This window comes from Enterococcus sp. AZ077, assembly GCF_051714965.1.
GTDB classification, from domain to species: domain Bacteria; phylum Bacillota; class Bacilli; order Lactobacillales; family Enterococcaceae; genus Enterococcus_B; species Enterococcus_B hirae.
On record NZ_JBIOSX010000001.1, the window covers coordinates 2,743,500 to 2,763,834 of the forward strand.

Annotated in this window: 18 protein-coding genes and 1 other annotated feature (1 of these 19 running past the window's edge); of the genes, 6 read left to right on the forward strand and 12 right to left on the reverse strand. The window is 36.4% G+C overall.

Translation table 11 applies throughout. The annotated features are described in order from the left end of the window. Nucleotides 1-174, reverse strand: a binding site (T-box leader); it reaches 67 nt to the left of the window's first position. From gltX to IGL28_RS12745, 4 genes are all read right to left on the reverse strand, one after another. Then, a complete protein-coding gene (gltX, locus tag IGL28_RS12730; protein WP_010720636.1) occupies nt 171-1,631 on the reverse strand; it encodes a glutamate--tRNA ligase in 1,461 nt (486 codons plus the stop codon). (Overlaps the previous feature by 4 nt.) A 216-nt stretch (nt 1,632-1,847) precedes the next feature. Next, nucleotides 1,848-3,008, reverse strand: coding sequence for a PIN/TRAM domain-containing protein (locus IGL28_RS12735; protein ID WP_010720637.1), 1,161 nt, complete (start codon nt 3,006-3,008; stop codon nt 1,848-1,850). A gap of 33 nt (nt 3,009-3,041) precedes the next feature. Beyond that, on the reverse strand, nt 3,042-4,412 hold the full coding sequence (gene radA, locus IGL28_RS12740) for a DNA repair protein RadA (protein WP_010720638.1): 1,371 nt from the start codon (nt 4,410-4,412) through the stop codon (nt 3,042-3,044). A gap of 51 nt (nt 4,413-4,463) precedes the next feature. After that, nucleotides 4,464-4,994: a dUTP diphosphatase gene (locus IGL28_RS12745; protein WP_010720639.1), complete on the reverse strand. Its 531-nt coding sequence runs from the start codon at nt 4,992-4,994 to the stop codon at nt 4,464-4,466. 201 nt (nt 4,995-5,195) lie between these two features. Here IGL28_RS12745 and proB point away from each other — a divergent pair, with 201 nt between their 5' ends. The 3 genes from proB (at nt 5,196) to IGL28_RS12760 (ending at nt 7,691) form a co-directional block, all read left to right on the forward strand. Then, nucleotides 5,196-6,002 carry a glutamate 5-kinase gene (gene proB, locus IGL28_RS12750; RefSeq protein ID WP_010720640.1) on the forward strand — a complete coding sequence of 269 codons (807 nt, stop codon included), beginning with the start codon at nt 5,196-5,198 and terminating at the stop codon, nt 6,000-6,002. Further along, nucleotides 5,999-7,243 carry a glutamate-5-semialdehyde dehydrogenase gene (locus IGL28_RS12755; protein ID WP_034700060.1) on the forward strand — a complete coding sequence of 415 codons (1,245 nt, stop codon included), beginning with the start codon at nt 5,999-6,001 and terminating at the stop codon, nt 7,241-7,243. Before proB ends, IGL28_RS12755 begins: the two co-directional genes overlap by 4 nt. Nucleotides 7,244-7,346: 103 nt before the next feature. After that, nucleotides 7,347-7,691, forward strand: a complete 345-nt coding sequence (locus IGL28_RS12760) for a hypothetical protein (RefSeq protein ID WP_010720642.1) — start codon at nt 7,347-7,349, stop codon at nt 7,689-7,691. Nucleotides 7,692-7,779: 88 nt separating this feature from the next. Here IGL28_RS12760 and IGL28_RS12765 read toward each other — a convergent pair whose 3' ends face one another. Continuing rightward, nucleotides 7,780-8,097 carry a hypothetical protein gene (locus IGL28_RS12765; protein WP_010737260.1) on the reverse strand — a complete coding sequence of 106 codons (318 nt, stop codon included), beginning with the start codon at nt 8,095-8,097 and terminating at the stop codon, nt 7,780-7,782. Nucleotides 8,098-8,359: 262 nt separating this feature from the next. Further along, entirely contained in the window at nt 8,360-9,574 is a 1,215-nt protein-coding gene (locus tag IGL28_RS12770) for an MFS transporter (RefSeq protein WP_128427400.1), read from the reverse strand. Nucleotides 9,575-9,686: 112 nt separating this feature from the next. Here IGL28_RS12770 and IGL28_RS12775 point away from each other — a divergent pair, with 112 nt between their 5' ends. After that, nucleotides 9,687-10,202, forward strand: a complete 516-nt coding sequence (locus IGL28_RS12775) for a PadR family transcriptional regulator (RefSeq protein WP_081128956.1) — start codon at nt 9,687-9,689, stop codon at nt 10,200-10,202. A 153-nt stretch (nt 10,203-10,355) separates the two neighbouring features. Here the strand turns inward: IGL28_RS12775 and IGL28_RS12780 are convergent, their stop codons facing one another. Beyond that, nucleotides 10,356-10,796, reverse strand: a complete 441-nt coding sequence (locus IGL28_RS12780) for a DUF2798 domain-containing protein (protein ID WP_010720646.1) — start codon at nt 10,794-10,796, stop codon at nt 10,356-10,358. 444 nt (nt 10,797-11,240) lie between these two features. Continuing rightward, nucleotides 11,241-12,089: an SDR family oxidoreductase gene (locus IGL28_RS12785; protein WP_053765956.1), complete on the reverse strand. Its 849-nt coding sequence runs from the start codon at nt 12,087-12,089 to the stop codon at nt 11,241-11,243. 127 nt (nt 12,090-12,216) lie between these two features. Here IGL28_RS12785 and IGL28_RS12790 point away from each other — a divergent pair, with 127 nt between their 5' ends. Continuing rightward, a complete protein-coding gene (locus IGL28_RS12790) occupies nt 12,217-12,684 on the forward strand; it encodes an Rrf2 family transcriptional regulator (RefSeq protein WP_081128958.1) in 468 nt (155 codons plus the stop codon). A 156-nt stretch (nt 12,685-12,840) separates the two neighbouring features. Next, the gene (locus IGL28_RS12795) at nt 12,841-14,073 is read left to right on the forward strand and encodes an SWIM zinc finger family protein (RefSeq protein WP_010720649.1); all 1,233 of its coding nucleotides are present in this window, start codon (nt 12,841-12,843) and stop codon (nt 14,071-14,073) included. Between the two features lie 348 nt (nt 14,074-14,421). Here the strand turns inward: IGL28_RS12795 and essC are convergent, their stop codons facing one another. The 4 genes from essC to IGL28_RS12815 form a co-directional block, all read right to left on the reverse strand. Further along, the gene (essC, locus tag IGL28_RS12800) at nt 14,422-17,964 is read right to left on the reverse strand and encodes a type VII secretion protein EssC (protein ID WP_338323332.1); all 3,543 of its coding nucleotides are present in this window, start codon (nt 17,962-17,964) and stop codon (nt 14,422-14,424) included. After that, complete coding sequence (locus IGL28_RS12805) at nt 17,961-18,734, reverse strand: hypothetical protein (protein WP_241546328.1); 774 nt, start codon at nt 18,732-18,734, stop codon at nt 17,961-17,963. The genes essC and IGL28_RS12805 overlap by 4 nt, the downstream gene beginning before the upstream one ends. 70 nt (nt 18,735-18,804) lie before the next feature. Continuing rightward, on the reverse strand, nt 18,805-19,977 hold the full coding sequence (essB, locus tag IGL28_RS12810) for a type VII secretion protein EssB (protein WP_081128959.1): 1,173 nt from the start codon (nt 19,975-19,977) through the stop codon (nt 18,805-18,807). Continuing rightward, nucleotides 19,978-20,253, reverse strand: coding sequence for an EsaB/YukD family protein (locus IGL28_RS12815; RefSeq protein WP_010720653.1), 276 nt, complete (start codon nt 20,251-20,253; stop codon nt 19,978-19,980). Nucleotides 20,254-20,335 lie beyond the last annotated feature (82 nt).

The window sequence follows — 20,335 nt, forward strand, 5'->3', positions numbered from 1 at the left end:
ACGTAAGCTTATACGTTCTCGACTACCTGAAATTCGTCACAAAGAGATGTGTCTATTTCACTCGCCGAAACCACTCCCAGAGGCATTTCAGTAAACATCGATCAGTGACTTCCACCGCCCGTCACCTCTCTTGAGATCAATGATTACTTACTTCTTTCTGTTCATCGTGTTTAGTTGATGACTTGATTTAAATGTGCTAATGATTTTTCACGACCAAGCAATTCGATCGTATCTGGTAATTCTGGTCCGTGCATTTGTCCTGAAACAGCTACTCGGATCGGCATGAAAAGATTTTTACCTTTAACGCCAGTTTCTTTTTGGACAGCTTTGATTGCTGCTTTTACGGTTGGGGCATCCACGACTTCCATTTGTTCTAGTTGTGCTTTAAACGCATTAAGAACAAGTGGAACAGTTTCGCCTGCTAATACTTCTTTAGCCGCATCGTTCAATACAGGATGTTCATTGAAGAATAAGGAAGAAGCTTCTACGATTTCAGCTGCGTAACTCATTTGTGGTTGATACAGACTAACGATTCTTTTGACCCATTCGATCGTTTTTTCATCAGGATTTTCTTGTACTCGACCGTCAGCGATCAAATAAGGCAAGCACATGTCTGTTAACTTATCTAAATCCATTTCTTTCATGTAATGGTTATTCACCCATTGTAATTTCTTCGCATCGAAGGCTGCAGGTGATTTACTCAAACGATTTGGATCAAACATGTTGATCAATTCTTCTTGGTTGAAAATTTCGTCTTCGCCTACTGGTGACCAACCTAATAATGCAATAAAGTTGAACATTGCTTCTGGTAAGTAACCTAATTCACGATACTGTTCGATAAATTGTAAAATCGATTCATCACGTTTACTTAGTTTTTTCCCAGTTTCTGTATTGATGATCAATGTCATGTGACCGAATGTTGGTGGTGTCCAACCAAAAGCTTCATAGATCATCAATTGTTTAGGTGTATTTGCAATATGGTCATCCCCACGTAAGACATGAGTAATCTTCATCATATGATCATCTACAGCTACAGCAAAGTTATATGTTGGCATACCATCACGTTTTTGAATGACATAGTCGCCACCGATATTATCTGATTCAAAAGTGATATCCCCTTTGACCATATCTTTGAACGCATATTCCGTATTACGTGGTACACGGAATCGGATCACTGGTTCAATCCCTTGCGCTTCTTTTTCTGCTTGTTCTTCTGGTGTTAGATTTGCACAAGTACCCGCATAATGAGGCATTTCTCCACGTGCACGTTGTTCTTCACGAGTTGCTTCTAACTCTTCTTCTGTACAGTAACATTTGTATGCCCGATTACTTGCAAGAAGTTGATCAATCAAAGGCTGATAAATTTCTTTTCTTTCAGATTGACGATAAGGACCATATTCTCCAGGATTTTCAGGAGATTCATCCCAATCGATACCTAACCAAGCCAAATTTTCCAATTGGCTCTTTTCACCATCTTCAATGTTTCGTTTTTGGTCTGTGTCCTCAATACGAATAATAAAGTCTCCATCGTTGTGGCGAGCAAATAGATAATTGAACAATGCTGTTCGAGCATTCCCAATATGTAAGTGCCCAGTTGGACTTGGTGCATAGCGTACGCGTACTTTCGTCATTTTCTTCCTCTTCTTTCAAACTAGATTTTAAAATATGAGACAAAACACGAAAAACATGTTCTGTTTTACATCCTCATATTTCTTAAAGGCTTTTTCATTAAAATGAAAGCCACTCAGCACAAATTTTACCTTTAATATGGGAAATAGTAAAGCCAACTGGTTGAATTTCCTTACCAGTTGGCTACTTTTTATACTCATATTCCGATTTTTCTTTCGTTAAGCATGTTTACTTTTTTCAGTTTCTTTTTTATTGTCTTTATTATCGATCCCACGACCTGCATGGGCTGGTTTTGCAAAAATCATCCGCCCGGCAGCTGTTTGTAAGGCACTTGTAACAACCACTTCGATATGTTCGTTCATATAATGCTGTCCATCTTCCACGACCACCATGGTGCCATCATCGAGATAAGCAACCCCTTGTTGACGTTCTGTTCCTGCTTTTACGACTAAAACATTCATGTTTTCACCTGGAATAACTACCGGTTTTACTGCATTCGCTAAAGCATTGATATTCAACACTGGTACATTTTGAAACTCTGAGACTTTATTTAAGTTATAATCATTTGTCACGATGACACCATCTAAAAGTTTCGCTAATTTGATCAATTTGCTGTCCACTTCAGTGATATCTTCAAAATCACCGTCATACATTTCAACAGAGATTCCTTCTTCTTTTTGCAAAGCATTGAGGATATCCAGCCCGCGGCGTCCGCGAACACGTTTTAGGCTATCGCCAGAATCAGCAATATACTGTAATTCATAAAGCACAAAATTCGGAATCATCAGTGTGCCTTCTAAAAAACCAGTTTTGGTGATGTCATAGATTCGTCCATCAATGATCACGCTAGTATCTAAGATCTTGTATTTATGAAAGTTCTCGCCTAATTTTCGTTCCAGTATTTGGCTCTCCACTTGACTAGGTGTTTCTTGTTCCACTTTCTTGTTTCTTGAACCAAAGATTTTTTTCCATTCATCGATTCGAGTGGTTCCCATCCTGAATCCTAAATAGCCTAAAATAACCATTAATAAGATGGGAAGAACACTATTTACAAACGGAATTTTCAAATTATATAGTGGCGTTGAAATAATTACACCTAAAGTTAGCCCGATAATCCCACCAATTGCACCAAACAATAGGTAAGTTAAACTAACCTCACTTAATTTTTCCTCAATTTGCTTGATAACAGCTGAGATATGTTTTGCCAATAGCAAAGACAATAAAAAGAAAATAAGTGCACCTAACAGACTATTGGTAAATGTATTATTCAGCCATCCATTTGTTTGCTGACCAATTGTCTGCCAAGCCATTGGTAAAAAAGAAATACCTAAGCTGGCACCGACAATAATCATCAGCAAGGTGATGACACGTTTTTGCATACTCTTTCCTCCATTTCTTTAATTTTACTATTTTTAACGAAAGACACGTTTTAACGTTTCCGCCAAGGTAGCGACACCTACGACTTCAATGCCAGTCGGAGGATTCCACCCTCCTAGATTGTTCTTTGGCAAATAAACTTTTGTGAAACCCAGCTTTTGTACTTCTTTGACACGCTGTTCAATATGACTGACACGGCGAATTTCGCCCGTCAACCCGATTTCGCCAATAAAACATTCTGTCGGTTGTGTCCCTTTTTCTTTGTAACTGGAAGCAATACTCACAGCAATCGCTAAATCAATGGCTGGTTCATTTAATTTTACCCCACCTGCTGCTTTTAAGTAAGCATCTTGATTCTGCAACAGTAAGCCTGCTCGTTTTTCGAGAACTGCCATGATCAATGATACTCGGTTAAAATCTAAGCCAGTAGTGGTTCGTTTAGCATTTCCATACATTGTTGGTGTTACCAGTGCTTGGATTTCCACTAAAATTGGGCGGGTACCTTCCATCGCCACAACAATCGCTGAGCCTGTTGCTCCTTCTAATCGTTCTTCCAAAAAGATTTGGGAAGGATTCGCAACTTCTTCTAATCCATGTTCATGCATTTCAAATATACCAATTTCATTTGTTGAACCAAATCGATTCTTTACTGCTCTCAAAATACGAAAACTATGATGCTGTTCTCCTTCAAAATACAAAACAGTATCAACCATATGTTCAAGCATACGTGGACCCGCAATCGATCCTTCTTTTGTTACATGTCCTACGATAAAAATCGCAATCCCATTTGTTTTCGCTATTTTCAACAACTCAGCAGTCGTTTCTCTCACTTGACTGACACTCCCTGCTACACTCGTAATATCAGGTTGTGTCATCGTTTGAATCGAATCAATGATCACATAATCTGGTGAAATCTGTTCGATGGCACGGCTAATTTCATTCATATCAGTTTCAGCATATAAGTAAAATTCTGTATTGATTGAGCCCAAACGCTCGGCACGTAATTTAATTTGTTCTGCACTTTCTTCTCCAGAAACATATAATACTTTCCCGCCGATATCAGCTAATTGTTGGGATACTTGTAAAAGTAATGTGGATTTACCGATGCCTGGATCGCCACCAATCAAAATCATTGACCCCGGAACTACGCCCCCACCCAAAACACGATTCAATTCATCTAATTTTGTTTTGACTCGTGGTTCCTTTTTAGGAATCACTTCTGCAATTTTCGTTGGTTTGGCTTTTTCTCCAGTCAAACTTGTTCGTGTTCTACGGTCAGTCGTATCTTGCTCGATTTCCTCGACCATCGTGTTCCATTTCCCGCAATTTGGGCAACGCCCTAAGAATTTAGGCGAAACATAGCCACAATTTTGGCAAACAAACTGGACTTTCGCTTTTTTTGCCATTGTCCCGCCTCCTTTAAATAATTATTTTTGAATTAAATAAACCTTGAGTAGTTATACATCTGATGAACCAAAGCCACCTTTACGGGCCTGTTCTGTTTGGTCTTGATCTGCTTTTAAGAATGGTAAGAAAATTCCTTGTCCAATTCGCTCACCTTTTTTGATGACAACATCCTTCAAACCAAAATTAGTAAATTGGAACATGATATGCCCTTCATTTGCATCATTATTATAGTAATCACTATCAATGACACCTACTCCATTACTTAAAACTAAAAAACGCTTCAACGGATTACTTGAACGATTGGCTAACTGTAAAAATTCATCTTCTCCCATATAGGCTTTGATCCCAGTAGGAACAAGAACTGGTTTTAATTTTTTCTCGTCGACTGTTGTTTCTTCATTTTTCAATACCTCTGAAAGAGCTGTTATCCCTTGTTTTAATCCAGCTTTCCAAATACTTGGAATAACAATATCTTCTGCCGCTTCAAAATCATATCCAGCAGCATGATGAGTTGCTCGTTGAGGTAATTGTATCTTTTGTTGTGCATATGTTGAAATAACTTCAAATCCTCTTTTTCTCACCGAATTTCCTCCCAAAATAGACTATATTTATTTTACCATATTCATGATACCAAAAGGACGACTTAAAAAATTCTTCATTAATTTATGTTAAGATGAATAAAATACTGCTGTCATAAAAAAATAAATTTTATACATGACTTTATGGTGTAAAACAAGTAGAATAGAACGAAATCAAAACGTGTATTTAGTTAGAGGTGTCACATGCGAAAAGAAGTTACAAAAGCCAAACGAATTGTTATTAAAGTGGGAACGAGTACTTTAATCTATCCCAATGGAAACATCAACCTCGCTGCGATTGATCAGCTTGCCTTTGTCTTGTCTGATCTTCGGAATCAAGGGAAAGAAGTCGTATTAGTTTCATCCGGCGCTGTTGGTGTCGGGATGCACAAAATGAATCAAGCTACACGCCCCACAACGATCCCGGAACAACAAGCAATCGCTGCGATCGGGCAGGCAGAATTGATGAACATTTATAATCAACGTTTCAGTGTTTACAATCAGCAAACAGCTCAGATCCTCGTTACTCGGGATGTGATTGACTTTCCTCAAAGTCGAGTCAATGTGATCAACACACTTGAACAGTTATTAGCAATGGGAACCATCCCGATCGTTAATGAAAATGATACTGTAGCAGTCGATGAACTTGAACATACAACGAAATTTGGTGATAATGATCAACTATCTGCGATCGTTACAAAATTGATCACAGCAGATTTATTAATTGTTTTATCTGATATTGACGGATTTTATTCCGCTGATCCTTCAAAAAATCCAGACGCAAAGATGTATCAAACCGTTTCGGTCATTGACGAGTGTTTAATGGCACAAGCGGGTGGTGCTGGCAGCACCTTTGGAACAGGAGGAATGTCTAGTAAGTTACAAGCAGCATTACGTATTTTTGAAGCCAACAGTACAATGATCCTGGCAAACGGAAAAAATCCTACCATTATCTTCGATCTTTTAGCCGGTAAAGAACTTGGAACCTTATTTAAGGAGGAACACGTATGACTGATTTAAATCAACTTGGAAAAAATGCAAAACAAAGCGCCCAAACTCTTGCTTTGATGAGTACAGAACAGAAAAATGACCTTCTCAAACAGATGGCATTGATGCTCAAAAAAAATCAAGGAGCGATACTTGAAGCCAATCAGAAAGATTTAGAGCAAGCAACCGAAAATCAGATGAGCGAAACGATGCTTGACCGCTTACGCTTAACGCCTGAGCGTATCCATGATATGGCTGAAGAAATCAGTAAAATCGCTTCATTAGAGGATCCAATTGGAAAAGTAGAACAAATGTGGAAGAATGCTGATGGGTTACTGATTGGAAAAAAACGTGTCCCACTTGGTGTCATCGGAATCATTTATGAATCTAGACCGAATGTGACGACTGATGCAGCTAGCTTGGCTTTTAAATCAGGGAATGCTGTTATTCTTCGAGGCGGAAAGGAAGCTTTCTTTTCCAATCAATTATTAGTGAAGCTTCTGCAACAAACGTTAACTGATGCTGGCTTGTCTCCTTACGCTGTTCAATTTGTGGACGATACATCTCATGAAACGGCTGCTGAATTAATGAAATTAACAGAGTACTTAGATGTGTTGATTCCTCGAGGCGGCGCAAATTTGATCAGAAGAGTGAAGGAACAAGCCACAGTCCCAATCATTGAGACTGGCACTGGTAACAATCATATTTATATCGATAAAGATGCTCAGTTGACCATGGCAACGAATATCATCGTCAATGCAAAAGCTTCTCGTCCATCTGTTTGTAATGCTGCAGAAACATTGTTGATCCATTCAGAGATTGCCCCTTTCTTTTTACCTGTTATTGAAAAAGCATTAGTAGAACATGGGGTTTCTCTACGTGCAGATACGCGTGCCATGGAATATTTAGAAACTGCAACCCTTGCAGAAAAAGCTGATTGGGATACGGAATATCTAGACTATATTCTGGCTGTGAAAGTCGTTGATTCTTTAGATGAAGCAATCGACCATATCAATCGCCATAATACAAAACATTCTGAAGCCATCGTTACGGATAGTTACCAAGCAAGCCAACGTTTCTTGAACGAAGTGGACGCCGCTGCGGTTTATGTGAATGCCTCAACTCGTTTTACTGACGGAGCTGTTTTTGGTTTTGGTGCTGAAATCGGTATTTCTACTCAGAAATTACATGCTCGAGGTCCGATGGGATTGAATGAACTGACCTCTACGAAATATATCATTTACGGCGAAGGTCAAATCCGCTAAAATGTTTCACACGAAACATTTTAGTCTTCACAATAAAAATATGACAAAATTTTTCTTTATTTTTTGATTCTTGAAAAGTTTTTTAGTTAGAAAGGTTACTTTTATGTTCGAAATTTTCACGATATTTTTAGTATACTTGATTTCTTTAAACATCGCTGCCTTTATAGGAGTGATGATTTTAGCCACTTTTTTCCAAATAAAAAAAAGAAATTTTAATCCCACTCAGGAAAAATGGCAAGTTTATCTTCAAAAAATTGGTCCTAAAGGCATTGTTCAAAGGCTACATGTTAGTTATATGCTCGCTTTAGGCATTTTAGCTGTGATCAATTACAATCTAGCGTTCCACCATTCGATTGCTTATACGATCACTTTATTGATTGCCGGGATTTTCCATTTGTCTTTCAAATATCAATTAAACAAAAATAACTTACCCAAGCGCTTTAACTAGAATGCCTCATAACTACAATGATTGAAATAAGCTATTATCGACTAAAAGAAACGCATTTAGCGTAACTTTAAGTCGATAATAGCTTATTTTAGCCAAGATGATCTTCATTATCGTTAGAAAAAATAGCAAACCCATCGAATGTCTCACCATCATAATATCTTAACAATTCTTCTGTCGACAGATTCATTGTTTTTTCTTTTTCTATTTCCATATCTGTAAGTAGTTGTTCACGATAGGCTTGATACATACTCGCTAGTTTCTGGTGCATGATTTTTCGAGATTCTCCTGTCGCATTGATTACAGGCAGCTCTTTTAGATAACCACCATAAACGGGTCGATCATCCACCAACTCGATGGGAAGTTCAACCAACGTGATACCTACTTCTTTGAAATATTCTTCAATCATCGCTTTTCCTTACTTTTTACTGGCTGTGTCTTATTCTCATCATAACATGATTTATGGCAAAAACAGTGTATTCATTGACCTTTTTCGTTGAAACACATGTTAAAAATAAACCCTCTCACGATATCAGTTACCAGAACTGTAGATCGAACGTCACAAATAACAGAAAAAAAACCTTGAAACACAGTATGTGAAATTCAAGGTTTTATTGATTCGTCATTAACTATTTTTTTCGTTTTTTATTCTTTCTTTCAAAACCTCATTTTTATTGATCTTCATCTGTTACAAAATAATTTTGATGATGGATAATACAAAAGACACTAATTACGACAATGATCGCAGCAAAATAAAAAGCATAACTTTCACCTAGTTTTTCGCCAATGATCCCTGCAATAAATGGCGCTAATGCCCCACCAAAGAAACGAACAAAGCTATAACTTGAAGAAGCCACATTTCTTGGTAAACCTGGTATCTCCATAGCAATCGTTGTCAATAATGTATTGATGATCCCTTGGAAAAAACCTGAAAGTACAATGCTGATTGGCACTAAAATTTGGATAGTTGAACCGGCACCCAGTAACGCCAAACAAATAATAAAGAAAACAAACGCTGCTAAAATCGTTCGGTAAGTAGTGAATTTTTGTTCTAGTACTGGTGCGACAAAAATCGAAGCAATTGCTAATAAAACGCCCCAACCAAAGAAAACAAAACCTACCTCTAACTCACTATACCCCACTAATAAGAATGGTGCATAGGCAAGCAACGTAAAGAAACCAAAATTATATAATAAGGCAATCAGACCAATTGAACGCAATTTGTGATTACTTAATGCCTTGACCCCTTCCCAAAAACCAACCTTCCTTTGTGGTTTTCCTGCCTCTGGAAGAAGAATCGCCAATGCTAAAAAGCCAATAAACATCAACGTAGCTACCCCATAAAAAGGATAACGCCACGAGCCACTTCCTAGTATGCCGCCAACTAATGGTCCAACAGCCATCCCACAGCCTAGTGCTGCTTCATACATCATAATAGCTTTTTCAGTGTTACCCGCTAAAATACTTACAATAGTCGCAAGTGCTGTTGAAACAAATAAAGCATTCCCTACACCCCAACCAGCACGCAATCCGATCAATGTACCAATATCATTGGATAATCCACCTAAGCCAGCAAATACAACAATAATGACCAAACCTGCCATCAATGTTTTTTTCAAACCAATTCGACTCGATAAAAAACCTGTAAACAACATCACTACTCCCGTTACCAACATGTAGCTCGTAAATAATAATGTCGTTTGGGCAGGTGTTGCATCTAATTGAGCAGCAATCGTTTTTAAAATGGGATCTACTAAGCCAACTCCCATAAACGCAAACATACAAGTTGCAGCGACTACTAACGCTGAATTCTTTCCTTTACTTTGTTCCTGTCCTTCCTCTGTTAGTTCTTCTTTGATTTCTATTTGATTCTCCAAATTCCCCATTCCTTTCTCTATCTAGCATCATACATGATTTATTTTACATGTCAATATGCACATGTAAAAACAAAAACAAAAAATATGCTATAATAAGAGAAAATCAGTCAGGAGGTATCGTATGAATACTTTAGCCTATATCTTATTATGCGTTCTTTTGTCTAAACCTCGTTCCGGTTATGAACTAAAACAATTAATCACCATTTTCTGGGAAGCTCACCACAGTCAGATTTACACGACACTGGCTAAATTAGACCAGAAAGGTTATATTTCTGTCATGGAAATCGAAGAACATTCGCAGAAAAAAATTTATACCCTTACCAATGAAGGAAAAGCGATCGTAGAAGAATGGATCAAAGAAGAGACCCCTGCTCCTACTCAAAAAGATGAATTTTTAGCCAAACTGTACGCTTTTTCTACCTTAGATAAAACAACAGCGACGGGTCTTTTATTTACAAGAGAACAACAATTAAACAAAATCATGCAAAAAAACCAAGCAAAACTAGCAGATCTTTCAGTAAATAAAAAAGAGGAATTTGGACGTTATGTCGTTATTCAACGAAGAATTTTACTTTGCCAGCAAGAACTACAATGGTGTACACAGGTTCGTGAAATGATGCAAACATTTTTTGATTAATTGTTCTTAAAAAAAAGAGCATGTGACTGAAGTAGCTCATTCAAAAAATAAACGAAACTTCCTAATAAGCGTATACGCAATTTTAGGCAAGTTCTTTTATCTCTTGATGCTATACAAGTCGCATCCTCTTTTTTTATAATCTAAAAGATCTTTTTAGTTTTGGATCGTGCTTAATACCAATCGAGAGATGGGACCTACGATTAGTAATTGCAAAGGCAATGCAACAATCACATTCATTTTCCATGCGGTAAGGTATGCTGAAAGTAATTGGTCAGGTATTCCCTGCTCAATCACAACACCAAACAACGACATACAGGTAACCATTCCTAGGACCATCAGACAAGAAATCGTTACGATCATTTGAAATTTACTTTCTGAATTTACTGGCAACTTGAAAGCTATTTTTTTCGCAATCACACCAACAATAAAGACATCTAGAATAAACGCCACGATGAATCCTGGAACTAAACCAATCAATAGATTTGAAAAATATAAATCCCCATGAAGCCAGAGATTATACACACTCATTCCTAAGACCATGAGAAAACACATTAGTGATGTAAAAATAATTCCTTCTTTTTTGTTTGTAGGCAACTATACCACTCCTTTAAATTTGTCACGAAAAGTATCGTAGCATATTTCTCATTTTCTCGTAAGTGTTTTTTTTATTACATTCAAAAAAGTCAATCTTCTACTTATCACTTAAATGCAAAAAAAGAGCCTGATTCCAGACTCTTTAAATAGGTGTGAAAACGAATAAACAGTGTTCAACCAGCTACTCTTTGAAATAAGTCCGAATTTTTCAAAACCAAAAAACTGGTTCCAAAAAATCTTTCTTATGGTTATCAGAGCTAAACGATGCTTCACGACCTTTTGTTCACGGTTTTCACTGACTAAACTTTCAGCAATAAACTCAATAAGAAACAGTAAGCAGGTAAGTGTCAACCGTAAAAACCTTATTTTTATACTTCTTGTCACTTGTGAGAATTTACCCTTGTTTTATAAAATTAAAAACGTTGTCTCAACCGCTTTTTACAACTATTGATTCAACAATTCTTCTAGTCCATCTTTTAAAGAGACAAGTGGATGTCCCAAAGCTTGTTCAAAATCTTTTGAGGAAACATCGAGTTGATTATTCTTGATATCTTTTTGAATAGCTGCAAACATTTGTGCAGCAGATTCAGGATAACCAGCCTCCTCTAAATTTTTGATGAACTCATGGTCATTGGTAGCCACGATATCAATAGGTTTGCCTGTCACTTCTTTTAATTCTTTAGCTAGTTCTTTATACGTAATCGGTTGACCCGATAATTCAAGAACTTCTGGAAAGTTCAAGTTCGCTAGTGCTTTTGCTGCAACTTCGGCATATTCTCGTTTTAATGCCCAGCCAGTTTTACCTTCACCTGCTGAATAAATAAAGCGCCCATTCTTTAAGGCAAGTTCAATGAGTGGCCATTCATTTTCTAAGTACCAATTATTACGTAAAAAAGTATGTGCAATTCCAGAATCAGCAATTACTTTCTCTGTAAACTGATGATCTGGCGCTAGAATACTGGTCGAGTGATCGGCATCAGCAAAACTAGTATAAGCAATGTAAGAAACACCAGTTGCTTTTGCGGCCTTCACAACATTTTCATGCTCAGCTTGCCGATTACCAGGTGCACCAGACACAAACAATAAGCGATCAATTCCCTGTAAGGCATTTTTCATAGAAGAATAATCAGCATAATCTCCGAAACGGACATTCCAACCCTTTTCTTCAAGTGTTTTCCCCTTTTCTTCATTCCGCGCCAACACATAGATATTTTCCTGAGGAACGAGCTGTTTTAAGTACTCCATAGCATAGTTACCAAAACCACCAGTTGCTCCAGTAATGAGATAATTCATTCTAACCACTCCTTTTTTCACATTGATAAATTTTTTAAATAAAACCTGTACATTTTTAAGTTACACCATTATCTTAAAGAGTATGTTAAAATAAGTCAAGAATAAACGTCGAAAGGAATGGGATAGTATGAAATATTCTTTACAATTGAGCGATGCGATCCACATCTTAGCCTACATAGCAATTTTTCAAGATAGCGATATGTTATCTAGTGAGATGATTGCGAAAAGTATTGAAACCAGTGCAGCTAATGTCCGTAAAATCATGAGCCGACTAAAAAAAGCGAATTTGATTATTACACAAGTCGGAAAAGCTGCACCTTCTTTAGCTCGTTCTCCTGAAAAAATTTCACTTTTAGATATTTATAAAAGTATTGAAGGAAATACTAATCTCATTCAAGTGGATCCGAAAACAAACCCAAATTGTATCGTTGGTGCGAATATTCAAGAAACATTGACGGCAAGCTATACCCAACTCCAAGCAAAAGTAGAGGAAGAAATGTCACATATCACGTTAGACTCTTTGCTACACAAAATTGCTGTATTAGAAATTGAAAAACACCCTCACAATCACGAAAGAATAAAAAAATTTCTTTAAACAACAATTGGTAATTATTTTACTATAAAAAATATACCTAAAAATAGCCATTTATATTAAAATTAAATAACTTACGTATCAACAAAAAAATACTGTTTTTCATTCATTTATCCGTTAAACTTATTAAGTAAGAATTAATATAAAGGAGGAGATTAGGTGAACAACTGGAAAGAATATTTTTTAGAAACTACAATAGATTTAGGATACTCCTATTTTATTGGGGAACAGGTAAAAAACTTTAAGGTTAAGCAAAAACAGATTACTGCCAACATTACTAGTAATGAAAACTATCATGCAATCATTGACCTCGTTGACCACTTTTATTTAGAAAAAATGGTTTGTAGCTGCCCCTGCTTATCGAACGATCATTGTCCCCATTTAGTAGCCGTTTTATTCGAATACAATAAATACTTACAAAAGAAAGATGCAAATAACAGCGCATATTTGGTTTCCTACGCGGAAGATTCACAAATCCGTCCTTTTTTAAAGATGATTTTAAAGGAAAATGACCACTTAGCAAAACGTTTTCAACAATATATTTATTCAGATGATTCTTTTGATATCAATAAATATCAAGCATACTATGAGAAACAATCTGCTTCCTCGTTGAAGAAAGAACCCGCAGACAAAAAAAGAGGATTGAAAAAAAAGAAACAAATTTTATCTGTTAAACAAATGGAGTACTTAAACTATTCCAAGCAAAAAATTCAACATACAATCCAAGAAAACTGGCACTCCCCTACTATCAGAACACAATATGTTAATTACTTACTTAAAAACAGAATATACAAAGAAGCAGAAAAAGTATTACAGGAGAGTCTGCTTTTGGATCGTCAATCTCCTGATCTCGTTCAACTTCATCGTTATTCTCTAAAAAAACTCTATTATAAATTAGGAAAAAAAGAAGCATACATAAATCAAGTTTTTAAGTTATTGATTGAGAATGATGCATTAGATATGAATCTAGTTCACCAATTGAAAAAAACTTGTTCAAAAGACGAATGGATATCGTTGCGAAACCGTTTGTTCCAAGAATTACATAATCATCAAGACATTGGCTTACTTTATTCACAGGAAAAATGCTATGATCTATTATTGAATCGTGTGTTAGAGACCTCTGGAATCAAAGAAGCTAATCGTTATTTCAATATTTTAAAAAAACAGACTCCCGAAGCACTATTACAGAAATATGAATATGAATTGCGGAAAATAGCCCACACTATGACTACTCGGAATCATTATCATAAACTGGTGAGATATATTGAAGAAATGGCTACTTTACCAAACAGCATGATCTCAGTTCAATTGTTGATCAAAGAATTAAAAGAAAAATACCCGCGAAAAAAAGCAATGATCCAAGAATTAAAATTACTCGAAAAAAAAATGTAACTATTTATTATGCCAACGTTATTTACGAGTGATCCTGAGTTTTTTGCCAAAGACAGAAAAAAATGCTTTAAACTTCAATAATAAGAAGAAGTTTTCAAAAAAAATTACCGTTAAGAGTCTGGGACAAAAAAGGACTTCCCAGACTCTTTTAGGTGTAAAAATGAATAAATGGTGAGCATACCTTCTTACCAAATAGACATTCCAGAATTAATTCCTCGAAATCGCATGAATTTTCGAACACTTGAGAAGCTATTACAAAAAATTCTTCCTTCTGTTGTTGGAGCTAACCCTTGCGCCCGTTCCCTCTTGTTCGGGTACATTATTTTTAGTGCGTTATCATTTTTACCCTCACTCTTCTTCGACAGGAACTACTATGATTTCCAACTTTCCATCCTTTAAACTGTAAAAACTATTTTTATTATTTGGGTTATTTTCTCTTGTAAATGTAAAATCATCAACAAATCCTTGAGTTTGGAGACTCCCATCAAAAAGGATCTGAGAAACATTTTCTTTTACTATTTGAGTCATTCCACCATAAAAATTGCCAGTTTTCGCTAACAGATCAATAAAAATGAATTGAAAACACGAATTTCCTCTATTTAATAACTTGCCCACTTCTCCCGAGAGTAACCCCATTTCTTCCACGAAATCAGCCAGTCCATTAAGAACCACGATTTTTCTCGTTTTTGGCGTGAACCACAGTTCATCCCAGAAATGAGTAAATTTCTCACTTCGTTTTGCGACATCATGCAAGCTAAAATACGAAGTCACTTCGTTTTTTATTTGCTCCAATGTTCCAGAAACATCGATTAAAATAACATTTTCTTCCACATCTATCATTTGTGACAACCACCATGAAAACATCCTCTGCAATTGTACATTGGAAGTAAAAAATAAACCTAGCTGCTTTCCAAGAAAAAATGCAAATGATTCCACCTCAACTGTTTGCTTATTCAAACCTAGATACACCAAGTCTTTTTCTTTATTGCGCACAAACTGACTGAAAATTTTTGTCGTTAACCGTTCGGGCACCATCAGGATTTTTTCAGGACGTTTTCCTACCCAGTCTTGATCTATATTTGTTATTTCTTCTGCCATTTTTTCGAATATTTCTGATTCATTTTGACCATTAGTGGGTAAATAAAATTGTAATATCGTTGGTCGGTCAAGCATCACTTGCCCTCTTCCTTTAATAGGCAACGCAACAATCGCTTCTCTTCCCAGCACTTGTTTGATTTCACTTTCATCATGTAAATACATAAACAGCTTTGTTGCAAATTGACTCATCATATTTAGGCGAATACTCCCGGCACGATTTGCAGATAGAATAAGATAAATCCCTAAACTTGCACCATCTCTTAGTAAATGCACGATTGTTTCATCGATGGAATCTTTTCGTTTATCCTCTATCCCCAAACTCTCGTAGCTATCTAATATAATAAAAATGATCGGTAATTGGATGCTCGTTTTTTCTTGGTATTGGTAGAGATTTGTGGCACCCTTTTCTTTAAACAGTTGTTTTCTCTCCGCCAATGATCGATTGATTCTCACAAACATTTTTTGTCTTTTTTCTTCTTCTTCTAAAGTGACGATGTCAACGACATGTGGCAACTTCTTCAACGGTAAAAGGCCATTAGTACCAAAATCAACTAGATGAAACCATACTTGATTTGGAGTATTTTGTCTTGCAAGACTTAAAACAATTGTTTGTAATAACGTAGATTTTCCATATCCAGAACTAGCGAATACAACGGTATGACTACTTTTCTCGCAATCATAGTAATAATGACTTTGCTTTTGCTCATGAGGTACATCTAACAAGCCTATGGGAACCTTTAATGTATTCCGTTCATTTCCTTTAAAGACAGGCATTACTAACCACGTTGGTAATTCTGGTAACCAAGGTTGTGATGGTTGGCTGAATGTTGATTGTTGAAAAGTTTGTACAATCAACCTTCTGACTGCCTCATATTGCGTAACTATACTGCCCGCTGCTTTCCTCGGATCTTTTTCAGTAGGAGCAAAGAGGACTTCCTTTTGACCAAATTCATTCACAGCAACGATCCGTTCATCTTCAAGAGATTGGTTTGGTGCGTAGGGTGCTTTTGTATAACCACTTTGGAACAATTCATAGACGTCATTTTCTCCTACCTTAAGATAACCCCTCCCTGATCTTGACACATAAGCTGCATCTGTTGTTTGTAAAAGTTCCTTTGAGTCTTGAACACTTGCCATTTTCAATGCCACTTTACTTTTACTATTCGCCTCGATTTGGTCGTTGACTACTCCGGCTGGTTTTTGGGTAGCTAAAATTAAATGGACGCCAAGTGAACGACCAATCCGCGCTACTGAAGTCAGCTCCTCCAAAAATTCTGGCACATTGACTTTTAATTCGGCAAACTCATCGGATACTAGAAAAAGATGAGGCAGCGGCTGATCAGGGTACGCAGAAACGTTCCTTTGTTTTCGTTGTTTGTATAACTGCATATACTCATTGATGTTGTTTACTTCATAGGTCGCAAGTAACCTTTGTCGCTTTTCCAGCTCCGCTTTGATACTGATCAATGCACGGGACGTACCAACTCGGTCTAAATTAGTGATCGCACCCATAAAATGTGGCAACTTACTTACTGTTTGTGCGAGGCCGCCACCTTTCCAATCAATCACTAGAATCCCTACATCTTCAGGAGAAAAATTGATGGCTAATCCCACTAAATAAGTAATCAGAAATTCTGACTTCCCTGAACCAGTCGTGCCACCAATTAAAGCATGAGGTCCATGTGCCTGTTCATGGAGATCCCAGTAGATCCCCTGATTTTTCCTCTGCCAGCCGATCAATGAACGCAATGTCTTACTTGGCTCTGCGTTCAACCAGCGCTTAGAAATCATTAACTCCTCAACAGTCTGAACTTGATATTGCTCTAATAAATTGATTTTTTCTGGCAGATTTTGATTTTCAATTTCTTCATGGAATAAGTTAGCTAAGCGAAAAATTGCTTGTTCAAGTGGATAACTAGTTGGTAAACGATTAGGTGTAAATGGTTGATTAATGTGTTGTTCTTTATGATTGATCAACATAGCAATATCTTGACTTTGATACGCTATTAACGTCGTTACAGTTTCAGGCAACTGATCGATAGATTCCTTCGCCCAAATAACTACGACACCATACCGATTTAATTCTTCCGTTAAAAACTCTCTGATTTCATGCTCCCACAAGCCTTCTTCTGTGATAATTGAAAAAACATAAGTTGGTTTAAAAGCTATCTTCTGATAATCAGCATGTTGTAGTTGCTGCTTCCTTTTAGAAAGGATCTTATAAAATGCACTCAAAACCAACTCTCGATTTTTTAAATTGAATAGGAGCCCTCTTTGTTTAAGTGGAAAGGATCGCAACGTATGATGTGGTAACCAACGCCAATTTTTCCATGTTTTTTCATATTCTTTTTCTTGAAGAAGAGTGATAAACTCAACCTCTTGGTAAGAGTGCAAGACAGAAATTTGAAATAGTAAAGATTGAAGAGCTTCCTGCAAAACATTCGATGGACCGACAAGCCCCACTGACTGAGTTGCTAACGAAATCGCAATAGGTGCGTTCTTTAATTTTTGATAAGGACGAATAAAATCGGATAGAATTTCATCATTCCATTGATCCTCATCCAAATAAGAACTAACAATTTTAAAACTGGATGGACGTTCGCCTATTCCTAAGCAAACGGTTAAAAAATCTTTATCCTTTGGTCGACGTTCATAGATTCTTGGATGACATTCCTTTGTCATTCGTGCTAATTGATTATTAGAAGGATACATGTACTGTAAAACTTCTTTTTGTCTTTGCTGTAACCTGTTTAATTCAAAAGCTTTTTTGATTCTATATTGTTGGATAGTTATTTTTTGTTCACTTTTTTTCGTTTTATTTTCTTTTTATTTAATAAATAATTGATAGTAGAGATACTGGACGTCAATAAATTAAGTCCATACATACCTAGTATCAGAAGCAGGTTTCGATTGCTAAAAAATAGAAACATTCCGCTTAAGATAAATATACCTAAAGACGGGAGAACCAATTTAAAAAAGGATTGTTTCTCCTGAGCTGCTTCGTGTCTCGGTAATCGAACCTCCACTTGTACTTTTGGCTCTTCCAGATAGATTCTAGGGCTTCTTCTAAAAAAGGGGAAGTGCTTAGGATATTCAGGTATATAAGGGACTTCAGAAAGTACCCATGGATTTAATTGGATCGCTTGACCTAAACCGATGATCTGCCACTGCTTTTCCCGCCTTTCGATAATCCACTGATCCACTACGATCTGATCACCTACTTGGAAAGTAAATATACCTTTTGTTACAAGTTGCTGGTTATAATAAACGGGTGCTTTACTAGGATATATACTCAATTGATAGTTATTATCCTGATAATCTATCGCAATTATTGCATCTGATTCAATCATCAAGGCAGAGGTTGTTGCACATGAAATATCAATCAATTGCTTCGGTGGATCGATCCACTTTCTCTGCAATGTTTCATGCTTTAATATCAGAAACCTCGGATCATCTTTGATCGAAGAGTCTGAAAAATTTATATGCTGTTTGATATAACAGATTTTTTTGCCGGCGATCACCAGCTCTTTATCATTTTGAGTAAATACTTCATGAATAAACATCTCCCCAAAATAAAAGAGATCAAAAAGGATGGAAAGACTGATATTCATCTGATTTTCGGTGCATAGTGTCTTATTTTGTGGGATTTTCAGATTTATTCTCTCCTGGCTTTTTGCTATATTGACTAATTTTTTCTTGATAGTCTTTTAGTAATTTTTGCTTTTTTTCACCACTCATTTGATCGTTCATTTTTACTGTCAGATATAACTTAGTATAGACATGCAAAAGATACTGCTCATCTCCAATGTTTTGAGCGATATCCAATGCCTGTTGGAGATTATTTCTGTCAATGTAAATCCAATAAAGCAAACGATTCTCACTTGACTCTTGAGATAATTGATTTAAAATAGCTGTTTTTTCTAATGAAGTTAAATGATCTAATTGAATGACACTAACAGCCACTATATATTTGATACTTTGAGAAAACAAACTGGGGGATACATCTGCTAAAGCCGTTAAAACACCTGCATAATCCTTGGCTATATATTTTGCTTGTGCATCCACGCTCCGTTCTATCTGTGGTAATTGATAAAACGCATAATTTCCTGTTAATAAAGCAAAAAGGATGGTTGACAAGCTGAATAAAAGGCTACCCCATTTAAAAATAAAGTAATTTTTCCTACTGACCACACGTAATTCTGTCGCTCGAATCTCCTTTTGTGTTTCGATTTGGTCGCTAATAATCTGATTGATTTCTGTTACATTTTTTGCTCCATGGAGCAATTTCGACAAGTCATCTGTTAATCCTTCACTTCCTCCATTTAAACTCTCATAACTCAAATTAGGATATAAGATAGCCAGCACCAGTGCCCGATATTGCTTCAGAAAATCATTTTCAGTGACCGTATATGGAGCGATAACTTGCATAAACCCTCGATGTGCAAGAAAAATCTCTTCTCCAAACAGAAACAAATTATCGGGATGAAGCAATGGTTGGATCGGTCCATTCATAAAATCACACAATTGATTGACTTTTTGGGCAAGCAATAATCGTTGGTAAAAATCTAATTTAATCAAAACCTGTGAGAAACACTTCATTTGATTTGTTTTTTTGTATTGAATGATTAATTTTTCTGTAGATAAATAGCTAACGTCACCTGCCAATAAATTTCTTTTAGGTTTTAAAAAAAATGTATATTGTTCGATCTGATCCAGCGCATATTGATTCGCTTGTAGCTGAATTTCCACTCGTTCATCGGTTATTTTAATACCTTCTTTTTCAAATACATCCTTTCCGCTCTTCAATTACTTGTTATCACCACCATTAAGGATACGTGGCTTGATTAACAATTGGTCACCATGACTAATTGGATAATCTGATAAAAGAAATTCTTCATTCAATCGTATTGATTTATTTGTCACTTCTAAATCGAACGCAGCCGGTAGCACGATCGAAGAAACCTGAAGCGCGTTCACAAATAATTCCTTTAAGCGCCTAATGGTTATTTCCCTAGGTATTTGCAAGTCGATCGTTTGCTGTTCGATTTGTAAACAAATATCAATGACTATTCCCTGTTTCATTGAGTTACCCCTTTTTTCATGTATGGCTTATTTTTTACATTCAAAGTCAAGGAATCAAAACAAAAACCAAATGAAAATAGCT

Coding starts and splice junctions, on each gene's coding strand:
- gltX (WP_010720636.1), bottom strand. CDS start 1,631: ATGACGAAAGTACGCGTACGCTATGCACCAAGTCCAACTGGGCACTTA.
- IGL28_RS12735 (WP_010720637.1), bottom strand. CDS start 3,008: ATGCAAAAACGTGTCATCACCTTGCTGATGATTATTGTCGGTGCCAGC.
- radA (WP_010720638.1), bottom strand. CDS start 4,412: ATGGCAAAAAAAGCGAAAGTCCAGTTTGTTTGCCAAAATTGTGGCTAT.
- proB (WP_010720640.1), top strand. CDS start 5,196: ATGCGAAAAGAAGTTACAAAAGCCAAACGAATTGTTATTAAAGTGGGA.
- IGL28_RS12755 (WP_034700060.1), top strand. CDS start 5,999: ATGACTGATTTAAATCAACTTGGAAAAAATGCAAAACAAAGCGCCCAA.
- IGL28_RS12760 (WP_010720642.1), top strand. CDS start 7,347: ATGTTCGAAATTTTCACGATATTTTTAGTATACTTGATTTCTTTAAAC.
- IGL28_RS12765 (WP_010737260.1), bottom strand. CDS start 8,097: ATGATTGAAGAATATTTCAAAGAAGTAGGTATCACGTTGGTTGAACTT.
- IGL28_RS12770 (WP_128427400.1), bottom strand. CDS start 9,574: ATGGGGAATTTGGAGAATCAAATAGAAATCAAAGAAGAACTAACAGAG.
- IGL28_RS12775 (WP_081128956.1), top strand. CDS start 9,687: ATGAATACTTTAGCCTATATCTTATTATGCGTTCTTTTGTCTAAACCT.
- IGL28_RS12785 (WP_053765956.1), bottom strand. CDS start 12,089: ATGAATTATCTCATTACTGGAGCAACTGGTGGTTTTGGTAACTATGCT.
- IGL28_RS12790 (WP_081128958.1), top strand. CDS start 12,217: ATGAAATATTCTTTACAATTGAGCGATGCGATCCACATCTTAGCCTAC.
- IGL28_RS12805 (WP_241546328.1), bottom strand. CDS start 18,734: ATGTTTATTCATGAAGTATTTACTCAAAATGATAAAGAGCTGGTGATC.
- IGL28_RS12815 (WP_010720653.1), bottom strand. CDS start 20,253: ATGAAACAGGGAATAGTCATTGATATTTGTTTACAAATCGAACAGCAA.